The sequence below is a fragment of the Plantibacter sp. AC185 genome (assembly GCF_979258065.1).
Genome location: NZ_OZ409831.1, coordinates 3,731,124 through 3,756,900, shown reverse-complemented (window position 1 = coordinate 3,756,900; position 25,777 = coordinate 3,731,124). Strand labels below are relative to the sequence as shown.

Genomic DNA, 25,777 nt, shown 5'->3' with positions numbered 1-25,777 from the left:
GCGGGAGGACGCCGCGAGCGCAGGACCGTTCCCGAGGAACCGTCCTGCGCTCGCGCGGATCTCCTGCTGTAGGGAAGCTACATGCGCTCCGGCGCGGAGACGCCGAGGAGCGCCAGCCCGTTGCGGATGACGGTGCCGGTCGCGTCGTTCAGCCAGAGGCGCGTGCGGTGCAGGTCGGTGACCGGCTCCTCCCCCATCGGGACGACCCGGCAGCTGTCGTACCACTTGTGGTACAGGCTCGCGGTCTCCTCCAGGTGCCGTGCGACGCGGTGCGGCTCGCGCAGCTGTGCTGCCTGCGCGACGATCCGCGGGAACTCCTGGAGGACGCCGAGGAGCGCCGACTCCGTCTCGTGGACGAGCAGCTCCGGCGCGAAGGCGCTGCGGTCGACCCCGGCCGAGGCGGCGTTGCGCGCCACCGAGTTCGTGCGGGCGTGGGCGTACTGGACGTAGAACACGGGGTTGTCGTTCGTCCGGCTGCGGAGCTGCTCCGGGTCGAGGGCCAACGGCGAATCGGCCGGGTAGCGACCGAGCGAGTACCGCAGGGCGTCCGTCCCGATCCAGGCCTGCAGGTCGTCCAGCTCGATGATGTTGCCAGCGCGCTTGGAGAGTCGGGCACCGTTCACGCTGACGAGCTGCCCGATGAGCACCTCGATGTCGCGGTCCGGGTCGTCTCCGGCCGCACCCGCGAGGGCCTTCAGCCGGTGGACGTAGCCGTGGTGGTCGGCGCCGAGCAGGTAGATCTTGTGCTGGAAGCCGCGGTCGCCCTTGTTCAGGTAGTACGCGGCGTCGGCGGCGAAGTAGGTGTAGACACCGTTGGAGCGACGGATGACGCGGTTCTTGTCGTCGCCGAAGTCCGTCGTGCGCACCCAGACGGCGCCCTCCTCGTCGAACACGTGCCCCTGCTCGCGCAACCGGTCCACGGCCTGGTCGATGAGGCTCGTGCCGTCCTCGCCCGTCGCGTGCAGGGTGCGCTCGCTGAACCAGACGTCGAAGTGGACGTTGAAGCGCTCGAGGGACGCGCGGATCTCACCGAGCTGCAGGGCGTAGGCGCGTTCCCGCGCGACCTCGCGGGCGTCAGGACGCTCGAGGAGGTCGGGGATCTCGGCCAGCACGGTCTTCGCGAGGTCGCCGATGTACGCCCCGGGATAGCCGCCCTCAGGCGTCGGCTCACCCTTGGCCGCTGCGAGGATCGAGTCCGCGAAGGTGTCCATCTGGTTGCCGGCGTCGTTGATGTAGTACTCGCTGACGAGCGTCGCGCCGGACGCGCTCAGGACGCGAGCCAGGGAGTCGCCGAGCGCGGCCCAGCGCGTGTGGCCGATGTGCAGCGGGCCGGTCGGGTTGGCCGAGACGAACTCGATGTTGATGGTCTGGCCGGCGAGGCTGTCGTTGCGGCCGAACGCGTCGCCGGCGTCGACGATCACCTTCGCGAGCGCGCCCGCGGCAGCGGCGTCGAGGCGCACGTTGATGAACCCGGGACCGGCGACCTCGACCGAGGCGACACCGTCGACCTGCACGAGCGCGTCGGCGAACTCCTGCGCAAGCTCGCGTGGGTTCGCCCCCACCCGCTTCGCGAGCTTCATCGCGATGTTGCAGGCCCAGTCGCCGTGATCGCGGTTCTTCGGACGCTCCAGCACCACGTCGTCGACCGACACCGCGACCTCGTCGGTGATGCCCGCCGCCTCGCGTCGTCGTTCGACGATCGGAACGACGATGGCGTGCAGGGCGGAGGCGAGGTCTTCAGGAGTCACGAGGAGCGATTCTACCCGGGCGCGTCGCACCGGTGACACGGCGGCCTCGGGGCGACCGTCAGGCGAGCACGACCGCCTGCGCCGGGTCGTCGGCGGGCAGGACGTCGATCAGGGCGTCGATCCGCATGTCCTCGACGGTCACGTTGCCGTGATGGTTGCTCAACCAGGCCACGTCCGCGGCGTCGCGTCCGGTGGCGATGCGGACGAGCGACTGCCGGGGAGCCAGGCCCGTCGCGTCGACCACGTGCCAGGCGCCGTCGACGAAGCCCTCGGCCACCGCGTGGAAGTCCATGGGGACGAGACCCGGGGCGTAGACCGCGGCGTACCGGGCCGGGATGTCGAGCGCCCGCAGCATCGCGATGGTCAGGTGCGCGAAGTCCCGGCACACGCCACGCCCCGCGGCGAGGGTCGACACCGCACTGTCCGACACGGTCGTGGAGCCGGAGACGTAGGAGAGGTGGCGTCCGACCCAGGCAGCCACCCATGGCAGCACCTGCAGACCGCCGGACACCGTACCGTCCTCGTGCAGGCGACGGTGCTCGAGGAGGTAGCCGAGCTCGGAACGCGCGAGCGAGAACAGCGCGTCCGACTCGCAGTACCGGCTGGGACGGAGGTAGGTCACGGTCTCCAAGGCGTCCACGGGACGCGGCACGGCCTGCCCGACGACCACCGCCTCGTAGTCGACCTGCAACCGGCCGGGCTCGGCGATGACCCGGTGGAGTCGTGTGTCGTCCGGACCCACGATCTCGGTGACCGCGCACGGGCCGTCCGAGGAGTGCACCTGCAGTCGCTCGCTCGCCAGCGGGGTGCCGCCGGCTGCAGCGATGGAGAAGATGAGGTCGGCTCGATCGTGCACCCGCAGATCGAGCGACGCGGTCAGGGTGCGCTGCATGACCTCATTGTTCCACGCGACGGGCGACGCGGAACCCGCACGCCTCCGGTACCGGCGTGGGTCCCGACTCTGGTAGCTTGGACACGTTCCGCCTTCGTAGCTCAGCGGAAGAGCGCTTCCCTCCGGAGGAAGAAGTCGCTGGTTCGAATCCAGTCGAGGGCACCATCACCATCTCGCGAGGTCCTGCTTCGCATCGCTCCGACTCCGGGACGCGGGGGCCATGCATCGACCCGATCCCCTCCCGCAGCCGACGGTCCGCTTCATGCGCTGGGCCAGCGCCGCTGAGCTCGACCTCGCCGGCACGGCGGCCCGGCTGGACGCGTCCGCCCGTGACCGCCTCGACACCTCGTCCGCGACCGCGGGCCGTCGGTTCCTGTTCGGTCGCGCACTGCTCGTGCGCACCGTCGCGGAGACGATCGGCACCGACCCCGAGCAGATCGGGGTCACGGCGGTCTGCCCGGACTGCGGTCTCGCTCACGGACGACCACGGGTGCGCTTCGGAGACCGGACCGTCCACGTGAGCGTCTCCCACACCGCCGACGCCTCCGCGGTAGCGGTGTCGATCGAGCACCCCGTCGGTGTCGACGTCGAACGGCTCGACGCGGCCCGGTTCGCCGGCGTCGAGGACGTCGCTCTCACCCCCGCGGAACGGGAGCAGTGGCAGCGGCTCCCGGACCGACGACGCCTCCGGGCGCTCGCCGAGCGCTGGACGGCGAAGGAGGCCGTGACGAAGGCCCTCGGTACGGGCCTCGCGACCGATCCCGCGACGATCGACCTCGGGCGGGATGCCGCACCACTCGTCACCGCGACCGCGGGCCACCGATTCGTCATCGACCACCCGGAGCCCGCGCCGGGATTCGTCGTCGCGACGGCCCTCCTGCTCCCCTGACCCGGTTCAGCCGACGGGGAAGGGCGGGAGCGCCTCCTGGAAGAGCCACGCGTCGAGGAGCGGCTCGACCGGTGCCGGTGCATGTCGATCGACCGTCCGGATGAAGTCGTCCGTCGACACGCTCGAGTGCCGGAAGGACGCCACCCAGTCACGCAGGAGGTCGAAGAACGCCTCGTCGCCGAGCAGTCGGCGCACGGCGTGCAGGGCGATCGCGCCCCGCTTGTAGACCCGGTCGTCGAACATGTCCGCAGGTCCCGGGTCGCCGACGACGAGGTCCTGCGGTGCCCGTCGGAGCGCTGCGTAGTGCGCCCGGGCACAGGCGTCGGCGCTCTCGGCCCCCGACTCCTCCGACCACAGCCACTCGGCGTAGCAGGCGAAGCCCTCGTGCAACCAGATGTCCCGCCAGGCGGCGATCGTCAGGCTGTTCCCGAACCACTGGTGGGCGAGCTCGTGCGCGATCAACCGCTCCGAACCGCTGACGCCGTCGACGTGGTTGCGGCCGAACACGCTCATCCCCTGCGCCTCGAGGGGGATCTCCAGCACGTCGTCGGTGACGACGACGCCGTAGCTGCCGAAGGGGTAGGGGCCGAAGGCGCGCTCGAAGCACGCCAGCATGTCGACCTGGTCGGCGAAGTCGTGTCGGAACCGCGCGGTGAGGTCGCGCGGCAGGTGTGCGACGACCGGCACCGTGCTCGTCGCGACCCGAGCGCTGACGGCGAGCCGCTGGTACCGGCCGATCTGCACCGTCGCGAGGTAGGCGGCCATCGGTTCAGGCTGCTCGTAGACCCACGTGGTCCGGCTCGCGCGGGCAACGCGCGACACCAGCTCCCCGGGGGCGACGACCGTGTACGCCGACGACGCCGTGACACTGATCCGGTAGGACGACTTGTCCGAGGGGTGGTCGTTGCAGGGGAACCAACTCGATGCGCCGCACGGCTGGGACGCCACGATGACGCCGTCCTCGAGTTCCTCCCAGCCGATCTCGCCCCAGGGGCTGCGCACGGGACGGGGCGCACCCGAGTACCGGACGAGCACGGAGAACTCGGCGCCGTCCGCGATGGTGTTCCGGGGCGTCAGCGTGAGCTTGCCCGAGCTGTGCGTCCGCTTCGCCTCGACCCCGTCGACCTGGACACGGGTGACGCGCAGCGCGGCGAGGTCGAGCGAGAACCGCGTGAGCTCCTCCGTCGCGACGGCGGTGAGCCGAGCCGTCCCGGACAGGGCGTTGCGGTCGACGTCGTAGTCGAGCTCGAGCTCGTACCGTACGACGCGGTAGCCACGATTCCCGCTGGAGGGCGTGTAGGGGTCGCCTGCGCTCCGCAGACGGGCGAGAGCCTCCCCCATCAGGACGCGACCTGGGGCTCCCGGTACTCCGCCGTCGTCACCTCGCGCCACGGGCCGATCGGGTTGCCGCTCCACCGGGTGCCCGCCGGGACGCGTTCTCCGCGCATGACGAGCGAGGCCGGTCCGACCGTCGCGTCGTCGTCGATCCGCGCTCCGGGGAGGATGACGCTGTGCGGCCCGAGCGTGGCGCCCGATGCGAGTTCGACCTGATCCATACTCATGATTCGATCATGGAACAGGTGCGTTTGCACAACGCAGCCCCGGTTGACCGTCGCGCCGTCGCCGAGTCGGACGAGGTCCGCCTCCGGCAGCCAGTAGCTCTCGCACCAGACCCCACGACCGATGCGGGCACCGAGCGAGCGCAACCACCAGGTGAGGGCTGGGGTGCCGGTGGCGGGTGCCGCGAACCAGGGTGCCGCGACCATCTCGACGAAGGTGTCGGACACCTCGTTGCGCCAGATGAACGAGGACCAGAGCGGGTGCTCCCCCGTGCGGATCGGGCCGACGATGACCCACTTGGCGACGGTCGTGATCCCGGCCGCGACCGCGCCGGCGGCCAGGAGCACGGCACCGCTGACGGCGATCGCGACACCGAGACCCCAGGTGTCGGCGAACCAGGCGAGGGCGAGGAGCACCAGGAGCGCGATGCCCGTCGTCACCATGACGGGGACGATGCGGCAGAGCTCCCACAGCGCGCGGGCGATCCGGAGCCGGAGCGGCGGGTCGTAGGTGCGGTCGAGATCGGCGTCGGACACCTGCCGCCGGAGCCGCATCGGTGGGCTCCCGAGCCAGGACGAGCCGGACTTGGCCTTCCGCGGTGCGGCCGACAGCACGGCGACGAGGCCGTTCTTGGGGACGTGCATGCCGGGGCCCGCCATGCCGGAGTTGCCGAGGAAGGCGCGCTTGCCGACGGACGCACCGGCGATCCGCATCCACCCGCCACCGAGCTCGTAGGAGGCCACCATCGTGTCGTCCGCGAGGAACGCACCGTCGCCGACGGTCGTCATCCGCGGGAGGAGGAGCACCGTCGACGCCTCCACGTTGCGCCCGACCTTCGCCCCGAGCAGGCGGAGCCAGACGGGCGTGAAGAGGCTCGCGTACAGGGGGAAGAGGAGGGTGCGCGCGGCGTCCAGGAGCCGCTCCGTGGCCCACACCTGCCAACCGACCCGACTGCGCACCGGGAAGTAGCCCTCGCTGAGACCGAGGCCGAGCAGCCGGACCAGGCCGATCGTGCTGATCGCCAGGACGACGAACCACACGAGGGTGGCGACGGGCACCCAGAGGAGCGCGCGCCAGGAGAACTCGAGCAGACTGGTCGCGCCCGACGCCCCGGCCGCCACGACCGCCGCCGCCAGCACGAAGGCGAGGAACGGCAGCACCGACAGCAGCGCCGATCCCGCGCCGTACGCGAACAGCCAGCGTCGGCGACGCGGGGGTCGTTCGGTCGGCCACACCGGCTTCGCCTTGCCGACGCGGACGGCGGGCGACCCTGACCACAGGTGTCCGGAGGGGACGCGGCCGAAAACGGACGATCCTGGAGCGATCTCCGCACGCTTGCCGATCCGGGTGCCGGCGAGCAGGGTACTGCGAGCGCCGACCGTGCTCTCGGCGCCGATGTGGACGTGGCCCAGTCGGAGCGTGTCGCCGTCGACCCAGTAGCCGCGGAGGTCGACCTCGGGCTCGATCGACGCGCGCGCCCCGACGGTGAGGAACCCGGAGACCGGCGGCACGCTGTGGAGGTCCGCGTCGGCACCGATCTTCGCGCCGAGCGCCCTGGCGTAGCTCGAGATCCAGGGGGCTCCGGCGAGACTCACCGCGCCGACCGTGTCGGCGACGCGTTCGGCGAGCCAGAGTCGCACATGGACCGAGCCGCCGCGCGGGTAGTCGCCCGGGCGGACGCCGACGAGGAGGAGCTTCGCCGCGATCACGGAGATCGCCATGCGTCCGATCGGGGTGATGACCACGAGGAAGCCGAGGGCGATCCACCACCACGAGACCATGGGGAGGTACGGGACATCCGCGACGAGGCCGAGGACCCGACTGCCGGCGAGCAGGTACACGAGCCACCGGAGTCCGACGAGGATGAGGAGCGGGACACCCAGGAGGGTCTGTGCCCACTGGGTCGCGAGCGGCGTCGGGAGCACGGGGTCCGCGACGGCCGCTCGGCTGCGACGCTCGGGGCGTCGGCCGTCGAGTTCGGCGGCCATCGCGCCGAGTCGGGGGTGGCCGTAGATGTCGGCGACCGTGAACTCGGCATCGCGGGTGCGGATGAGCGAGACGAGCTGCGCGGCCGCCAGGCTCCCGCCGCCCAGGCTGAAGAAGTTGTCGCTCTCGGCCGTGACCCGGACCCCGAGGACGGCCGTCCACTGCTCGGCGAGCCACGCGGCGGTGCCCGACAGGGTCGAGGCGTCCTCCCCGTCGGCGGCGTCGAGCGGCCACGGCAGCGCGGCCCGGTCGACCTTGCCGGAGGTGCGGGTGGGCAGCTCGCCGACGACCGCGAGGAGCGGGACGAGCGGTGCCGGGAGCTGCTCACGGAGGGTGTCGAGCGCCCGCTCGACGGAGAACCCGTCGCGGTCGGGCACCGCAAGGTACCCCACGAGGACGGCGTTCCCGGCGGCGGTACGCTGGACGGCTGCTGCCGCACCCGAGACGCCCGGCAGCGCCTGCAGAGCGGCCTCGATCTCCCCGAGTTCCACGCGCCGACCGCCGATCTTCACCTGATCGTCCGCGCGCCCCTGGAACACGAGTCCTGCGGCCTCGTAGCGGACGAGGTCGCCGCTCCGGTACGCCCGCGACCACCCGATGCTCGGCATGGGCGCATACCGTTCGGCGTCCTTGACGGGGTCGAGGTACCGGGCGAGTCCGACGCCGCCGATGATGAGCTCACCGACGCCGCCCTCCTCGACCGGGATGCCCTCGGCGTCGACCACGGCGAGGTCCCAGCCGTCGAGTGGCAGTCCGATGCGCACGGGCTGCTCGCCGGTCAACAGCGCGGCGCAGGCGACGACCGTGGCCTCGGTGGGTCCGTAGGTGTTCCAGACTTCGCGACCGTCCACGGCCAGCCGGGCGGCGAGCTCCGGCGGGCAGGCCTCGCCGCCGAAGATGAGCATGCGGATGTTCTCGAGGGATTCGGCGGGCCACATCGCCGCCAACGTGGGCACCGTCGACACCACGGTGATGCCCTTCGCGGTGAGCCAGGGTCCGAGGTCCATGCCGCTGCGGACGAGCGAGCGCGGCGCCGGGACCAGGCACGCGCCGTGTCCCCAGGCGAGCCACATCTCCTCGCAGGACGCGTCGAAGGCGACGGACAGGCCGGCCAGCACACGATCACCGGGGCCGAGGGGTTCCGCCTGGAGGAAGATCCGCGCCTCGGCGTCGACGAACGCGGCGGCAGAGCGGTGCGAGACGGCGACGCCCTTCGGCGTGCCCGTCGAGCCGGAGGTGAAGATGATCCAGGAGTCGTCGTCGAGTCGCGGTGGTTCGAGGACCGGGATCGCCCGGGTGCCCGGGTGGGGTGCCGCGCCCGTCGCGAGTTGCACCCGGTCGGGATCGGCGCCGTCATCGGCCGGGTCCTCAGTGCCTCGGCGCGAACGCTCGAAGACACCGCCGTCGACCAGGACGCCGGCGACGGCCGCCTCACCGAACACGAGTCGTGCCCGCTCCTCCGGGTCGTCAGCGTCGACGGGCACGTAGGCCGCTCCGGTGAACAGGATCCCGAGGATCCCGAGGTAGAGGTCGCGGGTGCCCGAGGCGATCCGGACACCGACCCGGTCACCGCGGCGGACCCCGGCGGCGAACAGCCCAGCCGCGACCCGCTCGGCACTGAGGACGAGCTCACGGTAGCTGAGCGCCCCCTCCGCGTCCTCGATCGCCGAGGCCTCGGGGTGCGACGCGGCGACGTCACGGAGGATGTCGAGGAGGGTGCGCTCGGCCGGTGCGCGCACGCCACCGAGCAGCGCGGGCTGCCGCTCGATGAGGAGGGCGGTGCTGGTGTCGGCGTCCATACGCGATCCCCTGTCGTCCGGCTGTTCAGCGCCGCCAACGGTAGGCAGCGCGCATGGACGGTTGGTGAACACCAGTCAACCGCCAGATGTCGTGGAATCGTCGGCGACGCTCCGTCGGCCCCCGGCATCCTCGGAGGACGCGCGCCTACCATGGCCTGCATGACCATCGACTACTCCGTGCCCCAGGAACGCCAGCTCGTGACCGCCATCCCCGGCCCCCGATCGCTCGCCCTCACGGAACGGCGCCGCCGCGCGGTGTCGCGCGGTGCCGGCAACCTCGCGCCGGTGTGGATGGACCACGGCTCCGGCGGCATCCTCGTGGACGTCGACGGCAACCACATCATCGACCTCGGAACGGGCATCGGCGTGACGACCATCGGGCACGCCAACCCCGACGTCGCCGCGGCAGCAGCCGAGCAGGCGACGAAGCTCACGCACACGCTCTTCACCGTGACGCCGTACGAGAACTACCTGCGCGTCGCGGAGAAGCTGTCCGAGATCACTCCGGGCGACTTCGAGAAGCGCTCGATCCTCCTGAACTCCGGTGCCGAAGCCGTCGAGAACGCGGTGAAGATCGCGAAGAAGTACACCGGACGTCGCGCGATCGTCGCCCTCGACCACGCCTTCCACGGACGCACGAACCTGACGATGGCGATGACCTACCGGCCTGCGCCCGAGCGCCTCGGGTTCGGCCCGTTCCCGGGTGAGATCTACAGCGTCCCGCTCTCCTACCCCTTCCGCGACGGACTCGACGGACCGGCGGCTGCCGAGGTGACGATCGACTACATCGAGCGGCACATCGGTGCGAGTGAGGTCGCCGCGTTCTTCGCCGAACCGGTCCTCGGCGACGGCGGCATCGTCATCCCCGCGCCCGGCTACTTCGCGCGCATCAGCGAGTGGTGCACCGAGAACGGGATCGTGTTCGTCGCCGACGAGATCCAGGCCGGCATCGGACGCACCGGTGCCTGGTACTCGATCGAGCACCACGGCGTCGTGCCCGATCTCATCACGAGCGCCAAGGGCATCGCCGGCGGTTTCCCGCTGTCGGCCGTGACCGGGCGCGCCGAGATCATGGACGCCGTCCAGCCCGGTGGTATCGGCGGCACCTTCGGCGGCAACCCGGTGTCCACGGCGGCCGCGCTCGCGACGTTCGAGGTCATCGAGCGCGAGGACCTGCTGGGCGAGGCCCGTCGGGTGGAGGCGACCCTGCGATCGCTCATGGGTGACTGGGCCGAGCGCTTCGACATCGTCGGCGAAGTCCGGATCATCGGTGCGATGGCCGGCGTCGAGTTGGTCGTCCCCGGCACGAAGCAGCCGCATCCCACGGCACTGCAGACCGTCATCGACGCGGCGATCGCCCAGGGCGTGCTCGTGCTCGACGCCGGTTCCTGGGACTCAGTGCTGCGACTCCTCCCGAGCGCGGTCATGTCCGACGAGCTCCTCCGCGACGCGATGTCCGTCCTCGAGGACGCCCTGGGTCAGGTCTCCTCCTAGCGGCAGCGGTCGCGCGGGCGGGTCAGTCGACGGTGACGAAGTCGATGAGCTGTTCGACGCGACCGAGGAGTTCCGGCTCGAGGTCGTTGAAGGTCCGGACCTGACCGAGGATGCGCTTCCAGGCCCGGGCGATGTCGGCCTGCGAGTCGTGCGGCCAGCCGAACGCCTGGCAGATGCCCTTCTTCCACTCGATGGAGCGAGGGATGGTCGGCCACTCGCGCAGGCCGACCCTAGCGGGCTTCACGGCCTGCCAGACGTCGACGTACGGGTGCCCGACGATGAGGACGTTCCGGCCGTTCGGTCCGGCCATGACGGCGTCGGCGATCCGCTGCTCCTTCGAGCCGGGAACCAGATGGTCGACGAGGACGCCGACACGGCGGTCCGGGCCCGGCCGGAACTCGGCGAGCGCGGCGTCGAGGTGGTCGACGCCCGCGAGGTACTCGACGACGACGCCCTCCACGCGGAGGTCGTCGCCCCAGACCCGCTCGACGAGTTCCGCGTCGTGGCGACCCTCGACGAAGATCCGGCTCGCGCGAGCCACCCGAGCGGTCGTCTCCACCGCGAAGGAGCCGGAGGCGGTGCGCGCCCGCCCCGTCGGTGCGCGCTTCGGCACGACGAGGACGACGGGTTCACCCTCGAGGAGGAACCCCGCCCCCATGGGGAACACGCGTCGCTTGCCGCGGTAGTCCTCGAGCTCGACCGTCTTCGCCTCGACGCGCGTGATCGCGCCGCAGAAGCCGCCGAGTTCCTCGACCACGAGGTCGGTCACCGCCTCGACCTCACGGGCCACCACGCGGTTCTTCTTCCGCCAGTCCCCCGCGAGGACGTCCTGACCGTACCTGTCTTCGAACACCCGTCAACGCTAACCAACCCTCCGACCTTTCTCAGGACGGCCTCGGCGTGGCGCGGCCGACACGCCGCAATCCAGGCTCGACACGCCGACGCCGTCCTGAGTTGGGGACATGTCGAGCGGTGGGTCGCCTGCAGCGGGAGGGCCTCCTGGCATGCGAAGCCGCCCGGCGCGGAGACACGCCCCGACTAGGCGGCGGCGCGCTCCGCCTCGCGGGCGAGACCGCCGAGCAGGAGCCCGAGCTGGTCGTCGACAGTGCCGGGGTCCTCGGGGTGCCACTGCACGCCGGTGATCGGCAGGGTGCGGTGCTCGATCGCCTCGACGGTGCCGTCGGAGGCCCAGGCGACGGCGCGGAGGCCTTCGCCCAGTTCGCCGACCGACTGGTGGTGGGCGCTCTGCACCTGGAGGTGACGGGCACCGAGTCGGAACGCGAGGGCACTCGAGGGGTCGAGCTCGACCTCGTGCGGGGTCATACTCTCATCGACCGGGACGCCCTCGTTGCGGTGGGCGCTGTGCTCACCGAGGTCCTGCACGAGCGTCCCGCCGAGGGCGACGTTGATGATCTGGTGACCACGGCAGATCCCGAGCAGCGGCGTGCCTCGCTCGGCGGCGCGACGGGCGACCGCCAGCTGGGCGCGGTCGGCCTCGGGGAAGTGCTGGCCCTCGGCGCGGTAGCCGGTGGTTCCGCCGTACTGGGCGGGATCGATGTCGGCGCCGCCCATGATGACGACGGCGGAGGCCCCGTCGGTCGAGGCGAGGAGCGCATCGGTGCCGAGGTCGTGCGCGGCCAACCGGGTCACGCGCCAGCCGGCCCGTTCGGCGGCGGCGATGGTCCGTCCGACGAGGATCTGCACGTACTCGTGGTAAGCCTGATCGTCCTCACGGAACCTGGTGACCTCGACGAGCGCCAGCATGGGTGAGACGTGTCCTTGCATGATGCTCCTTCCAGGGGTTCCGTGAGGTGACTCGACCAGTCTCGCCGGGCAGATGCCCTCGCGCGAGTGGCCGCGTCACGGTCGGTAACAGAGTCCGTCACGGTCGGTGACAGCGTCACGTTCCGTGTCGCCGAAGCACCGTCACCGCCGTATAGCACAGCTCCGGTTCGGTGCGCTCGCTGGGAGCCCGCTGTAGAGATGTCGAGGGCCCGGACCTAGACTCGGAACCGAGCCGCGGGGTGGGGCTCCAGGGTCCGAACGAGTGACGAGGTGGCCGATGCGGGTTCGCTGGGCGGTATCGATCTGGGCGTTCTGCGTAGCCGTGCTCCTCGGAGCGGGAGCCACCGCCGCCTGGGCGGAGAGCCCGGTGCAGCTCGGCGCCGGGCGCGTGTCCGACAGCGCGGGTGTCCTCAGCAGCGGTGAGGTCTCCGAGATCACGACGGCCGTCGACGACCTGGCCGCGGATCACGGCGTCGACCTCTGGGTGGTCTACGTACCGACCTTCACCGACCCGAGTGACGCCGAGTCCTGGGCGAACCAGACCGCGAAGGACAACAACCTCGGACCGAACCAGTACCTGCTGGCCGTGGCGACGGAGGACCGCGCCTACTACCTCTCCGGCGACTCCAGCGGACCGGTGAGCGGTGACCAGCTGACCGAGATCGAGCAGCAGCGTATCCTGCCGCAGCTGCGTGACGACGACTGGGCCGGCGCCGGCGTCGCTGCCGCCGAAGGCCTGGGCGCCGCCGTCGGCGGCGGGTCGATCGGAGGCACCGGTGGCGGCTCAGGGGGCTCGGCCGGGTGGCTGACCATCCTGCTGATCGTGGTCGTCGCCGTCGTGGCCGTCGTCCTCCTGGTCGTCGTCCTCCGCCGACGCCGCGCTGCGAACGGCGACGGCGCGGTGACCGCGGGCCAGCAGGGGGCACCGGTCGACCCGCTGACCACCGCCCCGATCCCCGAGCTCGAACGACTCGCCGGCAGTGCGCTCGTCCAGACCGACGACGCCGTCCGGACGAGCGAGGAGGAGCTCGGCTTCGCCACCGCCTCCTACGGCGAACCGGCCACGGCCGCGTTCACCGCCGCCCTCGCCGGAGCGAAGGACGACCTCGCACACGCCTTCGCGCTCAAGCAGCGGCTCGACGACGCCGAGCCGGACACCGAGCAGCAACAGCGCGACTGGAACCTCCAGATCATCCGGCTCTGCGAGCACGCGAACCACGTGCTCGATGAACAAGCAGCCTCCTTCGACGAGCTCCGCGCACTCGAGAAGAACGCACCCGCCGCGGTCGAGGAGCTGCGAGCCAGGGCGGCCGCAGCCGGACCGACGGTGACGGCCGCGCAAGACGCGGTGCACGCCCTGCAGACGCGCTACAGCCCCGACGCCCTCATCACCGTGATCGACAACCCGGCGCAGGCGACCGAGCGACTCGCCTTCGCCACCGCAGCGATCTCCGACGCAGCTGCACGGCTCGCCGCCGGAGACTCGGGCGAGGCCGCCGTCGGCATCCGAGCCGCCGAGGAAGCGCTCGACCAGGCCACCCAGCTCACCGGGGCCGTGAAGCGGCTGCAGGCGGATCTGACGACCGCCGAGCAGCACCTCGCCGCCCGACTGGCCGAATTGGACGGAGACGTCGCCGCGGCTGGCGGCCAACCGGACCCGACCGGCACCCTCGCCGCGGCGGTCGCGAGCACCACCGCGACGGTCTCCCAGGTTCGCGGCGCGCTCGGCGCACCGAACAACCCGATCGCCCTCCTCGCCCGCCTGGATGCGGCGAACACGCAGATCGACGGTGCTCTCCAAGGGGTGCGCACCGCGGCGGAGCAGCGACAGCGCGCCGCAGCCGCCCTCGGACAGACCCTGCAGACGGCGGGCGCGCAGGTGTCGGCTGCAGAGGACTTCATCGTCTCGCGGCGCGGAGCCGTCGGCCCGGAGGCCCGGACGCGCCTCGCCGAAGCCGGCCGCACCCTCGTGCAGGCCCAGGGCCTCGCCGCCAACGACCCGACGCAGGCGCTCTCCCTCGCCCAGCGCTCCAACTCGCTCGCGAGTCAAGCGGTGCAGCTCGCCCAGGCCGACCTCGGGCAGTTCCAGAGCCAGTCGGCGGGCGGACTCGACGGCATGTTCGGCGGCGGCCAGGGGCAGCAGGGCGGCAACGGGATGCTCGGTGCCGTCCTCGGCGGCATCCTGATCAACTCCGTCCTCGGCGGCGGCGGGTCCCGTTCCGGCGGCGGCATGTTCGGCGGCGGAGGATCGAGCGGCGGCATGTTCGGCGGCGGCTCCGGTCGCTCACGCAGCGCCGGCAGCTTCGGTGGCGGCGGCACCCGTTCCCGACGCGGCGGCGGTCGCTTCTGATCCGCGGCACCACCCACCTCATCACCAGACACCGACCGACACGATCCAGCAGGACACGAGAGAGGAACCACACCATGGCAGAGAAGCAGTCCATCTTCGGACGCATCGCCCAGCTGACCAAGGCCAACATCAACGCGCTGCTCGACTCCGCCGAGGACCCGCAGAAGATGCTCGACCAGATGGTCCGGGACTACACGAACTCGATCGCCGACGCCGAGAGCGCGATCGCCGAGACGATCGGCAACCTCCGGCTCCTCGAGCAGGACCACCAGCAGGACGTCGAGGCGGCCTCCGAGTGGGGCACCAAGGCGCTGGCCGCGAGTCGCAAGGCCGACGAATACCGTCAGGCGGGCAACGCCGCGGACGCCGACAAGTTCGACAACCTCGCGAAGATCGCGCTCCAGCGCCAGATCGGCGCCGAGAACGAGGCCAAGCAGGCCGAGCCGCAGCTGGCCTCGCAGACGAAGGTCGTCGAGCAGCTGAAGAACGGCCTCAACGGCATGAAGACGAAGCTCGAGCAGCTGAAGACGAAGCGCAGCGAGCTCGTCGCCCGGGCCAAGACCGCGGAGGCCCAGCGCAAGGTCGCGGATGCGGTCGGCAGCATCGACATCATGGACCCGACGAGCGACCTGAGCCGCTACGAGGACAAGATCCGCCGCGAGGAGGCGAAGGTGCTCGGCCAGCAGGAGCTCGCCGCCTCGAGTCTCGACGCGCAGTTCAACGACCTCGAGGACCTCGGCGAGCTGACCGAGGTCGAGGCCCGCCTCGCCGCGCTGAAGGGCGGCGGTTCCGCGTCTCCCGCGATCGAGTCCTCCGGCCCCGAGTACACGCCGAACGCCGGCCAGTAGTGCCGATCCGACGGGCCCTCGGGACCTCCCGAGGGCCCGTCGCCCTCGCCCCCTCGCACCACCTCCAGGAAGGCACCGCATGACGAAGTTCGTCGTCGTCCCCCAGTGGCAGGGCTCCGGTTCGTCCAGGGCCATGCAGTTGATCGATGGAGCCGAGGCGATCCGTGGCGACCTGCCCACGGCGGCCACGACACTCGTCCACGTGCCGACGGAGGCCGGCGAGGCCCTCGACACCGACATCCGGCGCGCCAGTTCCCTCGTGACGACCGCGGAACTCCAACGTCAGGCGCTCGTCGGGATCGACGAGCCCGTCATCACCATCGGTGGGGACTGCGGCGTCGAACTCGCGTCAGTCGGTGAGGCCCTCCGACGCGACCCCGGCATCGCCGTCGTCTGGTTCGACGCACACGGCGACCTCAACACCCCGCTCAGCTCGCCGTCCGGGTCGTTCAGCGGAATGGTCGCCCGAGCACTGACCGGCGAAGGCGCCGCGATGCTCCTGCCCGAGGCCCCACTCGATCCCGCCCGGCTCGTCCTCGTGGGGGTGCGCGACCTCGACGACGGTGAACTCGCCCACATCGAGGAGCGTGGCATCCCCATGGTCTCCTCGGTGATGACGAGCGCCGCCGAGGTGGTCGCCGCTGTCGAGGCGACGGGCGCCGACCGCGTCTACCTGCACGTGGACGTCGACGTCCTCGACCCCGCCGTCATCGCCGGCGTCAGCTCGGCCGTCCCCTTCGGTCTCGAACTCGGCACCCTGCTCGACTGCATCACCGCCCTCCGCGCCCGGTTCGGCTTCGCCGGGGCCGGGGTCACGGGCTTCTCCCCCGGCTCCCCCGACGCCGCAGCCGACGACCTCGGCACCATCCTCCGCATCATCGGCGCGATCAGTCGCGATCCGAAGCCCGACAGCACCAACCCGACAGGAGTCACCCCATGAGCCGTACCGTCGATCTCGTCGTCATCGGAGCCGGACCCGTCGGCGAGAACGTCGCCGACTACGCCCACAAGAGCGGTCTGAGCGTCGTCATCGTCGAGAGCGAACTCGTCGGCGGTGAGTGCTCCTACTGGGCCTGCATGCCGTCCAAGGCCCTCATCCGATCGGGCGCCGCCCTGCGTGCCGCCAAGCGCACGGGTGGAGCCATCCCCGAGGACACCGCGCTCGACCCGCTCAAGGTCCTCGCGCGACGGGACTCGTTCACGAGCGACTGGTCGGACGACGGCCAGGTCGAATGGCTCCAGGGCGCCGGCATCGAGCTGGTGCGTGGGCACGGTCGACTGACCGGCGAGCGCGAGGTCACCGTGACGGCCGCCGACGGTTCGACCACCGTGCTCACGGCGACGCACGCCGTCGCGGTCTGCACCGGATCCGCCGCGCTCCTGCCCGACATCGCGGGGCTGGCGGCAGTGGAGCCATGGACGAGCCGCGAGGCCACGAGCGTCCAGACCCTGCCAGCGTCCGTCGCCTTCCTCGGTGGCGGCGTCGTCGCCGTCGAGCTCGCGACGGCCTACCGCTCGCTCGGGGTCGACGTCACGCTCGTCGCCCGCAGTGGCCTGCTCGGCAACACCGAACCCTTCGCCGGCGAACTCGTCGAGTCCTCCCTGCGTGAGCTCGGCGTGACGATCGTGCACGCCTCGCCCACCGCCGTCTCCCGGGCCGCCGACGGTGCCGTCACGCTCGAGTTCGACGATCGGGAAGCGGTGACGACGGCGGAACTCGTCGTGGCCACCGGCCGGACGCCACGGACGGACGACCTCGGGCTCGAGACCGTCGGCCTGGAACCGGGTGCCTGGATCGAGGTCGACGATCAGCTCCTCGCCCACGGCAGCGACTGGCTGTACGCCGTCGGCGACGTCAACCACCGGGCACTCCTGACGCACCAGGGCAAGTACCAGGCACGCGCCGCGGGCGCGGTCATCGCGGCACGGGCGAACGGCGAGGACGTCGACACCAGCCCGTGGAGCGACCACGCGGCGACCGCCGACCACCGTGCCGTGCCGCAGGTCGTCTTCTCCGAACCGGAGGTCGCCGCCGTCGGACTCACGGCCGCGCAGGCCGAGGCGGCGGGGATCGACCACCGGGTGGTCGACTACGACCTCGGTGGCATCGCGGGCTCGAGCCTCCACGCCGACGGCTACACCGGGCAGGCGAGGATGGTCGTCGACGAGGAGCGCGGCGTGATCATCGGGATGACCTTCGTCGGTCAGGACGTCGCCGAACTCGTCCACGCGGCGACGATCGCCGTCGTGGGTGAGGTGCCGCTGCACCGCCTCTGGCACGCGGTGCCGTCCTACCCGACGATGAGCGAGATCTGGCTGCGGCTCCTCGAGACCTACCGGAGCGGTGCGTGACCCGTCCCGGCGAGGTCGATCAGCCGCGGAGCCGTCGTTCCGGCGGCCCGTGGCTCGACTCACCGCTCAGCCGGATCGGGTACTGGTACGCCACGCTCACCGGGCTCGTCTGGGGCGCAGTCTGGAGCACCGGGCCGGTCGAACGGCGGGGCGGGATGATCGTCTTCCGCGGGATGCCGTCGTGGACGTTCGGCCGAGGTGGTTCATGCGTCGGCGGGGTGTACCTCACCGATCGGAACGTGTCGACCCGGGTGCTCGAACACGAGGCGGTGCACAAGCGGCAGTGGCAGCGGTACGGCATGCTCTTCCCGCTGATGTACGCGATCGCCGGTCGTGATCCGCTCCGGAACCGGTTCGAGATCGAAGCCGGTCTCGAAGCGGGAGGCTACCTGCCGAAACGCCGCTGACGAGCGTCGCGGTGTTCGTGCGGTGCAGTGCGGTGCGAGGTCGTGTCAGTGCGATGCGCGTTCGACCGAGCTCGAGCGCTGACGTACGCCGATGCTCGCCAGGGTCATCCTGAGGTCGTTCCGGAGACCCGTGAGGTGCTCCGTCTCGCCGCCGATCCACACGTGGTAGTCGGCCGCGTCGTGTCCGTCGACGTCGAGCATCTCGCTCGCCCAGGCCCGGGTCGCTCGTGCGACGGCCTGACCGCGTGCGCACCGGCTGCCCGTTCCGGGTTCCCCCGAACGCGCCGCGCGGACGAGCCACGTCACGACGACGCGTCCCGGCGAGTCGAGGGTGGTGATCGACGCGGCGTCGTCGACCTCGACGAACACCTGACCGCGGGCGCAGATGGGGAGCAGCGCGAGGACCTCGGCCAGCTCGCCGACCGACGACTCGTCGCCAGCGAGCAGCACGTGGCGTGCGTCCGCGACGGCGAACTCCGCCGGATCCTCGAAATAGCTCACGCGATCAGTATAGGCGAGCCTAAGCTCACTTCGGCCCCCGCGCAGGGTCTTCCAAGGCGGCGGAGCACATCACGATCCGATCACTCTGTGACGCCCCCTGACACCGTGGCTGGCACCACACACGTCGACTGGGTACGCTCGCTGGAGCCCCAGCGATGCGGCTTTCCGGACGCGGTCCAGTATTCACGCGGCCCAGGCGGGAATGCCCGCTGCCCGGAACCGGTTGTGCGTCTCCAGATGCCGGCCACTCCAGCATCCCCGAAAGGACCTCCATGCGTCATCGTCAGCTGCGTCGTCAGCTCCTCACCGCCGCGATCGCGGTCACCGGCGCCGCCCTCGTCCTCACCGGCTGCGCAGGCCCGGCCGCGACGCCGACGCCCGACGCCGACGCGACCCTGCGGGTCGGTCTCGTCCTGGAGCCCTCCGACCTCAACATCCGCACCACCTCCGGCGCCGCGCTTGACCAGATCCTCATCGACAACGTCTACCAGGGCCTCGTGTCCCGCACCGAGGACAACCAGATCGTCGACACGCTCGCGAAGAGCCACGACATCAGCGCCGACGGTCTCACCTACACCTTCGTCCTCCGCGACGGCGTGACCTTCCATGACGGCGCCGCCCTGACCGCGGCCGACGTCGTCGACTCCATCACCCAGGTGCAGCAGGACCCGACCTTCGTCGACAACGTGGCGCTCCAGAAGGTCGCCTCGATCACGGCCGTCGACGACTCGACCGTGCAGTTGCAGCTCACCTCGCCCGACTCCAACCTCTTGTGGACCCTGACCGGACGCGCAGGACTCGTGCTGGAGTCGGGCGCCACCAACGACCTGTCGACGACCGCCAACGGCACCGGGCCGTTCACCTTGAAGACCTGGAAGCAGGGCGACAGCATCACCTTCGACCGGAACGCGAAGTACTGGGGCGACGCTCCGAAGATCAAGGAGGTCGTCTTCAGCTACATCCCCGACGCCTCCTCCGCCGTCAACGCCACCCTCGCCGGCGAACTCGACGTGCAGACGGCGCTCGACGCGAACCTCAAGGACCAGATCACCCGCGCCGACGGGTTCAGCATCACCGAAGGCAAGACGACCGACAAGTACACCCTCGCCTTCAACAACCAGCGCGCTCCCCTGAACGACCCCCTCGTCCGGCAGGCGCTCCGCTCCGCCATCGACCACGCCGCGATCGTCGAGGCCGTCGGCGGCGCCGCGGTCGAGCAGTACGGACCGATCCCCGAGCTCGATCCGGGCTACGAGAACCTCAGCGAGCTCGTGAAGTACGACCCGGAACAGGCGAAGGCGCTCCTCGCCCAGGCCGGCCAGGAGAACCTGTCCCTGACGCTCACGATCCCGAGCTTCTACGGAACCTCGGTGGCCAACGTCCTGGTGTCCGAGTTCAAAGCCATCGGCGTCACCCTCACAGTCAAGAGCGTCGAGTTCCCGACCTGGTTGAACGACGTCTACACGAACAAGGACTACGACCTCAGCTACGTGAACCACGTCGAGGCACGCGACTTCCAGAACTGGGCGAACCCGAACTACTACTTCGGCTACGACAACGCGCAGGTCCAGTCGCTCTATGCTGAATCCGTAGCGGCGACCGATCCGGCCGTCGCAGCCCAGAAGCTCAAGGAGGCGGCGTACCTCGTGTCGAAGGACAACGCCGCCGACTGGCTCTACACCGCGATCACCCTCACGGTGGTGCGCGACGGCGTGACCGGCTTCCCCGTGGACTCGGTCAACTCGCGCATCAACCTGGCGAAGGTCGCCGTGACCGGGTGACCCGCTTCATCCTGACGAGGCTGGTACTCCTCCTCGTCGGGCTCCTCGCCGCGAGCGCCCTGATCTTCTTCACCATCAGGGTGCTCCCGGGCGACGTCGCCCAGGTCATCGCAGGGACGGACGCGACGCCCGAAGCGGTCGCCGCGATCCGTGAACAGTTGGGACTCGGCCAGCCCGTCCTCCTGCAGTACCTCGACTGGATCGGCGGGTTGCTCCGCGGCGATCTCGGGAACTCGCTCATCACGGGCACCCCCGTCGCCAGCGAACTCGCCCAGAAGGCGCAGGTGACCGTTCCGCTCGGCATCATGGCCCTCGTCATCGCCCTCGCGTTCAGCGTGCCGCTCGGGGTGTTGGCTGCCGTCCGGCGCACCCGCGCGACGGGCGTCGTCATCTCCTTCGCGTCGCAGGGGCTCGCCGCCGTCCCGGTCGTCTGGGCCGGCATGATGCTCGTGCTCCTCTTCGCCGTCGTACTCGGTTGGCTCCCGGCGCAGGGCTTCCCGCGCGCGGGCTGGAACGATCCGCTGGCGGCGATCCGCGCCCTCCTCCTCCCGGCGCTCACGATCGGCGTCGTCGAGGGCGCGGTCCTGCTGCGCTTCGTCCGTTCCGCCGCCCTCGACGCGATCGGCCAGGACTACGTCCGGACGGCGGCGGCGAAGGGGCTGACCCGTTCGCAGGCACTCATCCGCCACGGGCTGCCGAACGTGGCGCTCTCGGTCGTCACCGTGCTCGGGCTCCAGATCGCCGGGCTCATCGTCGGCAGCGTCATCATCGAACAGCTCTTCACGCTGCCCGGCATCGGGCGCATGCTCGTCGCCGATGTCGGCAACCGCGACCTCGTGAAGGTGCAGGGCGAGCTCCTCGTCCTCACCGGGGTGGTCCTCGTGATCGGTGCCGTCGTGGACGTCGTCCACCGTCTCGCAGACCCCCGACTCCGAGAACGGGAGCAGACCGCATGACCGCCGGTCAGGATCACCCGCGTCGGCGCGCGGCATCAGGCGGACTCCGCACCCTCGTGTCCGGCCCGGCAGGCGTGTTCGGTCTCGTCGTGGTCACCCTGCTCCTCCTGAGCGCCTGCGTCTCCTTCCTCTGGACGCCGTACGGCCCCCAGCTCACCGATCCGTTCGCGAAGTGGCTGGCTCCGTCGCCGGCCCATCTGCTCGGCACGGACGAGGTCGGACGCGACATCTTCAGCCTGCTGCTCGTCGGTGCGCGGGTGACCGTGGCCGTCGCGATCGGTTCCGCAGTCGTCTCGACGGTCCTCGGGGTCGCCCTCGCCGCCCTCGGTTCACTCACGCGGCGCTGGGTCCGGGAGACGGTCGCGGTGCTGATCGACATCCTCATCGCGTTCCCCACACTGCTCATCGCCATGATGATCGCCTCGGTCTTCGGCGGCTCGCTGTGGGTCGTCATCTGGGCGGTGGGCATCAGCTTCGGCGTGAACATCGCACGGGTGACCCGCCCCGAGATCCGCCGGGTCTCGCACAGCGAGTACGTGCTCGCCGGCAAGGCCGCCGGTCTCGGACCGGTGAGGAACCTGACGCGGCATCTGCTGCCGAACGTCGCACCGGTGTTCATCGTCCAGCTGTCGTGGTCGATGGCGGTCGCGGTCCTCGCCGAGGCGGGCCTGTCGTACCTCGGCTACGGCGCCCCCTCCAGTGTCCCGTCCTGGGGTCGGATGCTCAGTGAGCTGCAGACCTACCTCGCCGTGCACCCGCTGTCGGTGCTGTGGCCGGGGCTCGCCATCACCATCACCGTCCTCGCCCTCAACCTGCTGGGTGACGCCCTGCGGGACGCGACCGATCCGACCCTCGGTCGCCGAGGACCCGCCTCGACCCCCACGTCCCCCCAGGGGGTGACCGCATGAGTCTCGACGTCCAGGACCTCGTCGTCACGCTCGGCGGCCGCCGGGTCGTCGACGGAGTGAGCTTCAGCGTGCCGGCGGGCGCACGGTTCGGCCTCATCGGCGAGTCCGGATCCGGGAAGTCACTGACGGCGCTGGCGATCCTCGGACTGCTCCCGGACGGCGCCTCGGTGAGTGGCAGTATCCGCTGGCAGGGCGAGGAGCTCCTCGGCCGCGACGACCGCGAACTCGCGCGGATCCGCGGGCGTGAGATCGGGATCGTGTTCCAGGAGCCTCGGACGGCGCTCAACCCGATCCGCACCATCGGACGCCAGATCGGCGAGCCGCTGCGCATCCACGAGGGGCTGTCGAAACGGGAGGCGCTCGACCGGGCCGTCGAACTCGCCGCGCGGGTCCGTCTGCCCGACCCCGAGCGCATCGTCCGGCGGTATCCGCACCAGCTGTCGGGCGGGCAACGCCAGCGGGTCGCGGCCGCCATCGCCCTCGCCTGCGGACCCTCCCTGCTCATCGCGGACGAGCCGACCACGGCGCTCGACGTCACCATCCAGTCGGAGATCCTCGGCCTCTTCGAGCGTCTCGTGAGCGAGACAGGGGCGTCCCTCGTCTTCATCACGCACGACCTCGCGGTCCTCTCCCGGATCGCCAGTGACGCCGTGGTGCTCGCGCAGGGGAAGGTCGTCGAGGCCGGGCCGGTGGCCCAGCTGCTGTCGACGCCGGTGTCGCCCGTGACGCAGCGACTGTTGGCCGCCGCGAAGACCATGAGCTGGAAGGGCGAGGACGATGACTGAGCCGCTGCTCCACGCCCAGGGGCTCGGACGGGTCTACACCAACCCGCGGGAGTCGCTCTTCCAGCGCCCGAGCCGCACCGTCGCGCTCCACCCGAGCGACCTCGTCGTCGCCCCCGGTGAAGCCGTCGGCATCATCGGCGAGTCGGGGTCGGGCAAGTCGACGCTCGTCCGCCTCCTGCTCGCGCTCGACACCCCGAGCTCCGGGTCCGTCGCGTTCGACGGCCGTCCCGTCAGCGCTGCGGCGAGCGCCAGGAGCCTGCACTGGTTCCGTCGACAGACGGGCGTGGTGTTCCAGGACCCGTACGCGTCGCTCGACCCGCGCATGAGCGTCGGGCGGATCGTCGCCGAGCCCCTCTCGGCGCTCGGGATCGAGGGCGACCACCGTTCCAAGGTCCGCGCGGTGCTCCGGCTCGTCGGGCTCGACGCCGACGCGGCCGACCGCTTCCCGCACGAGTTCTCGGGTGGTCAGCGCCAGCGCATCGCCCTCTCGCGCGCGATCGTGCACCGCCCGCGCCTCCTCGTCGGTGACGAACCGCTCAGCGCGCTCGACGTCACCGTCCGCGCGCAGATCCTCGAGTTGCTCGGCGGGCTGCGGCAGGAGCTCGGGCTCGCGATCGTGCTCGTCTCACACGACATCGGCGTGGTGCAGCATCTCTGCGACCGGGTCGTCGTCATGCGCGACGGAGCGATCGTCGAGGAGGGTCCGGTCGCCAAGGTCCTCAGTCGGCCGTCACATCCATACACGACCCAGCTGCTCGCCTCGGTCCCCCGCCTCTGACACCGTCCCGGTCCCTGAGCCACCACACGGTCCCTGGACCACCGTCGCTGGACCACCGTCTCGGCCCCTCAGCCACCATTCCCCGGTCCCTGAGCCTGTCGAAGGGCGACAATCCTCCGCGCAGAACCGCCCTTCGACAAGCTCAGGGACCGGAGACGGTTGGCGGCGCGATGACGCCCAAGAGGGCATGCCGACCTGCCGTCCGGTCCTGCGCCACCACCCGGTCCCTGAGCCTGTCGAAGGGCGAAGTACGGAACGCGGAGCGCAGCCCTTCGACAAGCTCAGGGACCGGAGACGACAAGCTCAGGGACCGGAGACAGCCGGCGGGTCCGCCAGGCGTCGATGCCGGCGCAGGGCCGCGCGCTGGCTCGGCGACTCACCGTGCAGGACGAGCCCCACGATCCACAGGACGACCCGGGTCGCCGTCACGACCGGCAGCGGGATCGGGCCGAGGTGGGCGGTGCGGAGCCCGAGGATGCGGCGGTACTCGGGTGGGATCGTCGCGACGGCTCCCGCGAAGAGGATCCCGTAGGCAGGGAGCAGCGAGCGGTCGAGCGGCGGTCGACGGAGGAACGCCAGGGTCTCGTCCACCCGCGGGCCGCCCGTCAGGTCGCCGGCGTCGAGGTACCCGCGCAGCTGCCTGGCCAGTTCGACCTCCGAGCGGGGCGGGTCGACGACGCCCATGAGCTCGCCCGCGAGCGCCCAGTCGGCCACATAGGCGTCCGCACCACCGGGGATCCGACCGCCCCAGGTCTGTCGCACGCTCAGGAAGGCGTCGGTGAACGCCAGGTGCACCCACCGCAGGAGGTCCGGGTCGTTGGCCGCGTACGGGCGCACCACGCCGTGGGCGTCGAGGTACTCCCCGACGACACGTTCGTGGAGCTTGAGTACGTAGTCGCTCGTCCGACGGGCCGTGTCGCGGTCGCCGTAGGTGACGGTGAAGATCCAGCGGATGGTGCCGTCGAGCCGGCCGAGGGGGTCCTCCCGGTACCGGGACCAGTCGTGCACGCCTGCCAGGGCCCCGGGGTGGGCCGCCTGCAGGAGGAGCGCCCGGATGCCGGCGACCATGGTCTCGACACCGCCGTGCACCGTCCAGGCCGCGGAGTCGGGCGTGAAGAACCCCGTGTCGGTGCCGTCCTCGAGATCGAGGGTCCACTGCGGCGGGCGGTCCTGCTCCACCGCGAAGACCGCGAGGATACGTGAGCGGAGCCCGGCGAGCAGGCGGGTGCGCAGGCGGGAGACCGGTCGCCGTCCGGTGCCGACATCCAACACTCGATCGTCCTCCACTCGCCGTCACGACGAGCCTACGTCGGGATGCCGGTGGCCCCGCCCGTAGAGGGATCATCTCCTCTATCCCGGTCCCTGAGCCTGTATCCCGGTCCCTGAGCCTGTCGAAGGGCGCCTCGGCAGGGCCGCGGTCACCGGGCGGGCTTGCGCGCTTCGATGAGGGTTCGGGAGGAGTGCGCGACGAACGGGCCGTCCTCCTGCAGGGAACGGTGCAGCTCCCGCAGGCGGTCGAGGTACCGCGCGGAGGTGAATCCGGGCACCATCCAGATCACCTTGCGCAGGAACCAGACGATCGCACCGACGTCGTGGAACTCGATCCGCAGCCGTTCGGTCCGCAGCTCCACGATCTCGAGTCCGGCGGCGCGGGCGGCGTCGGCCTCGTCGTCAGGGTGACGTGCTCGACGGACGGCTTCGGGCTGCGGGCCGAGGAAGGCCTCGACGAGTTCGAACACGCTCGCCGGTCCGACGTGCTGGGCGAGGTAGCCTCCTCCCGGCGCGATCACCCGCGCTACGTCGGCCCAGTCCACAGCGACGGGATGCCGGCTCGACACCGAGCGCGAACAAGTCGTCCGCGAACGGCAGTGGAGCACCCTCCTCCGTGCGAACGACGACGACCCCGCGCGGGTGCAGGCGGGCGGCGGCTCGGGCGAGGTTCGGTGGCCAGGACTCGG

The 25,777-nt window shown here is 71.1% G+C and carries 21 protein-coding genes and 1 tRNA gene; 13 read left to right on the top strand and 9 right to left on the bottom strand.

Annotation, left to right across the window (positions count from 1 at the left end; genetic code table 11):
• Positions 1 to 77: 77 nt before the first annotated feature.
• Both ACZZZB_RS17480 and ACZZZB_RS17475 read right to left on the bottom strand, forming a co-directional pair.
• A complete protein-coding gene (locus ACZZZB_RS17480; protein WP_064295369.1) occupies positions 78 to 1,748 on the bottom strand; it encodes an arginine--tRNA ligase in 1,671 nt (556 codons plus the stop codon).
• Positions 1,749 to 1,806: 58 nt separating this feature from the next.
• Complete coding sequence (locus tag ACZZZB_RS17475; protein ID WP_086473968.1) at positions 1,807 to 2,640, bottom strand: transglutaminase-like domain-containing protein; 834 nt, start codon at positions 2,638 to 2,640, stop codon at positions 1,807 to 1,809.
• 90 nt (positions 2,641 to 2,730) lie between these two features.
• On the opposite strand from ACZZZB_RS17475, the gene ACZZZB_RS17470 reads away from it, so the two are divergent.
• Both ACZZZB_RS17470 and ACZZZB_RS17465 read left to right on the top strand, forming a co-directional pair.
• Positions 2,731 to 2,805: transfer RNA gene (locus tag ACZZZB_RS17470), tRNA-Arg, on the top strand.
• A gap of 55 nt (positions 2,806 to 2,860) precedes the next feature.
• Positions 2,861 to 3,529: a 4'-phosphopantetheinyl transferase family protein gene (locus ACZZZB_RS17465; RefSeq protein ID WP_274500811.1), complete on the top strand. Its 669-nt coding sequence runs from the start codon at positions 2,861 to 2,863 to the stop codon at positions 3,527 to 3,529.
• Between the two features lie 6 nt (positions 3,530 to 3,535).
• Here ACZZZB_RS17465 and ACZZZB_RS17460 read toward each other — a convergent pair whose 3' ends face one another.
• A complete protein-coding gene (locus ACZZZB_RS17460) occupies positions 3,536 to 4,870 on the bottom strand; it encodes a M1 family metallopeptidase (RefSeq protein ID WP_463530367.1) in 1,335 nt (444 codons plus the stop codon).
• Positions 4,870 to 8,874: a Pls/PosA family non-ribosomal peptide synthetase gene (locus tag ACZZZB_RS17455; protein WP_463530366.1), complete on the bottom strand. Its 4,005-nt coding sequence runs from the start codon at positions 8,872 to 8,874 to the stop codon at positions 4,870 to 4,872. The genes ACZZZB_RS17460 and ACZZZB_RS17455 overlap by 1 nt, the downstream gene beginning before the upstream one ends.
• Positions 8,875 to 9,033: 159 nt before the next feature.
• Here ACZZZB_RS17455 and ACZZZB_RS17450 point away from each other — a divergent pair, with 159 nt between their 5' ends.
• A complete protein-coding gene (locus ACZZZB_RS17450) occupies positions 9,034 to 10,368 on the top strand; it encodes an aminotransferase class III-fold pyridoxal phosphate-dependent enzyme (protein WP_463530365.1) in 1,335 nt (444 codons plus the stop codon).
• Positions 10,369 to 10,390: 22 nt separating this feature from the next.
• On the opposite strand, the gene ACZZZB_RS17445 is transcribed toward ACZZZB_RS17450, so the two are convergent.
• Together ACZZZB_RS17445 and ACZZZB_RS17440 are read right to left on the bottom strand one after the other, a co-directional pair.
• The gene (locus ACZZZB_RS17445) at positions 10,391 to 11,221 is read right to left on the bottom strand and encodes a DUF3097 domain-containing protein (RefSeq protein ID WP_071262446.1); all 831 of its coding nucleotides are present in this window, start codon (positions 11,219 to 11,221) and stop codon (positions 10,391 to 10,393) included.
• Between the two features lie 185 nt (positions 11,222 to 11,406).
• Positions 11,407 to 12,153, bottom strand: a complete 747-nt coding sequence (locus ACZZZB_RS17440) for a gamma-glutamyl-gamma-aminobutyrate hydrolase family protein (protein WP_064295286.1) — start codon at positions 12,151 to 12,153, stop codon at positions 11,407 to 11,409.
• A gap of 277 nt (positions 12,154 to 12,430) precedes the next feature.
• Between ACZZZB_RS17440 and ACZZZB_RS17435 the strand changes: the two genes are divergently transcribed.
• From ACZZZB_RS17435 to ACZZZB_RS17415, 5 genes are all read left to right on the top strand, one after another.
• On the top strand, positions 12,431 to 14,503 hold the full coding sequence (locus ACZZZB_RS17435) for a TPM domain-containing protein (protein ID WP_463530364.1): 2,073 nt from the start codon (positions 12,431 to 12,433) through the stop codon (positions 14,501 to 14,503).
• A 74-nt stretch (positions 14,504 to 14,577) separates the two neighbouring features.
• Entirely contained in the window at positions 14,578 to 15,351 is a 774-nt protein-coding gene (locus ACZZZB_RS17430; RefSeq protein WP_064295284.1) for a PspA/IM30 family protein, read from the top strand.
• A gap of 79 nt (positions 15,352 to 15,430) precedes the next feature.
• Positions 15,431 to 16,291 (top strand): arginase family protein, encoded by an 861-nt coding sequence (locus ACZZZB_RS17425; RefSeq protein ID WP_463530363.1) that lies wholly within the window; start codon positions 15,431 to 15,433, stop codon positions 16,289 to 16,291.
• Positions 16,288 to 17,703: a dihydrolipoyl dehydrogenase family protein gene (locus ACZZZB_RS17420; protein ID WP_463530362.1), complete on the top strand. Its 1,416-nt coding sequence runs from the start codon at positions 16,288 to 16,290 to the stop codon at positions 17,701 to 17,703. The genes ACZZZB_RS17425 and ACZZZB_RS17420 overlap by 4 nt, the downstream gene beginning before the upstream one ends.
• Positions 17,700 to 18,110, top strand: a complete 411-nt coding sequence (locus ACZZZB_RS17415; protein WP_274500802.1) for a Fe-S oxidoreductase — start codon at positions 17,700 to 17,702, stop codon at positions 18,108 to 18,110. Before ACZZZB_RS17420 ends, ACZZZB_RS17415 begins: the two co-directional genes overlap by 4 nt.
• Before the next feature lie 45 nt (positions 18,111 to 18,155).
• On the opposite strand, the gene ACZZZB_RS17410 is transcribed toward ACZZZB_RS17415, so the two are convergent.
• Positions 18,156 to 18,611 (bottom strand): SIP domain-containing protein, encoded by a 456-nt coding sequence (locus ACZZZB_RS17410; protein ID WP_064295280.1) that lies wholly within the window; start codon positions 18,609 to 18,611, stop codon positions 18,156 to 18,158.
• 272 nt (positions 18,612 to 18,883) lie between these two features.
• Here ACZZZB_RS17410 and ACZZZB_RS17405 point away from each other — a divergent pair, with 272 nt between their 5' ends.
• The 5 genes from ACZZZB_RS17405 to ACZZZB_RS17385 are packed head-to-tail and all read left to right on the top strand — an operon-like array spanning position 18,884 to position 23,819.
• Entirely contained in the window at positions 18,884 to 20,392 is a 1,509-nt protein-coding gene (locus ACZZZB_RS17405) for an ABC transporter substrate-binding protein (protein WP_463530361.1), read from the top strand.
• Positions 20,389 to 21,348, top strand: coding sequence for an ABC transporter permease (locus ACZZZB_RS17400; protein WP_463530360.1), 960 nt, complete (start codon positions 20,389 to 20,391; stop codon positions 21,346 to 21,348). Before ACZZZB_RS17405 ends, ACZZZB_RS17400 begins: the two co-directional genes overlap by 4 nt.
• On the top strand, positions 21,345 to 22,256 hold the full coding sequence (locus ACZZZB_RS17395; protein ID WP_463530359.1) for an ABC transporter permease: 912 nt from the start codon (positions 21,345 to 21,347) through the stop codon (positions 22,254 to 22,256). Before ACZZZB_RS17400 ends, ACZZZB_RS17395 begins: the two co-directional genes overlap by 4 nt.
• Entirely contained in the window at positions 22,253 to 23,041 is a 789-nt protein-coding gene (locus tag ACZZZB_RS17390) for an ABC transporter ATP-binding protein (RefSeq protein ID WP_086473981.1), read from the top strand. The genes ACZZZB_RS17395 and ACZZZB_RS17390 overlap by 4 nt, the downstream gene beginning before the upstream one ends.
• Positions 23,034 to 23,819, top strand: a complete 786-nt coding sequence (locus tag ACZZZB_RS17385; protein WP_086473982.1) for an ABC transporter ATP-binding protein — start codon at positions 23,034 to 23,036, stop codon at positions 23,817 to 23,819. The genes ACZZZB_RS17390 and ACZZZB_RS17385 overlap by 8 nt, the downstream gene beginning before the upstream one ends.
• A gap of 303 nt (positions 23,820 to 24,122) precedes the next feature.
• Here ACZZZB_RS17385 and ACZZZB_RS17380 read toward each other — a convergent pair whose 3' ends face one another.
• Positions 24,123 to 25,088 carry an oxygenase MpaB family protein gene (locus tag ACZZZB_RS17380; RefSeq protein ID WP_229939059.1) on the bottom strand — a complete coding sequence of 322 codons (966 nt, stop codon included), beginning with the start codon at positions 25,086 to 25,088 and terminating at the stop codon, positions 24,123 to 24,125.
• 149 nt (positions 25,089 to 25,237) lie between these two features.
• Positions 25,238 to 25,609, bottom strand: coding sequence for a hypothetical protein (locus tag ACZZZB_RS17375; RefSeq protein WP_463530358.1), 372 nt, complete (start codon positions 25,607 to 25,609; stop codon positions 25,238 to 25,240).
• Positions 25,610 to 25,777: the final 168 nt, after the last annotated feature.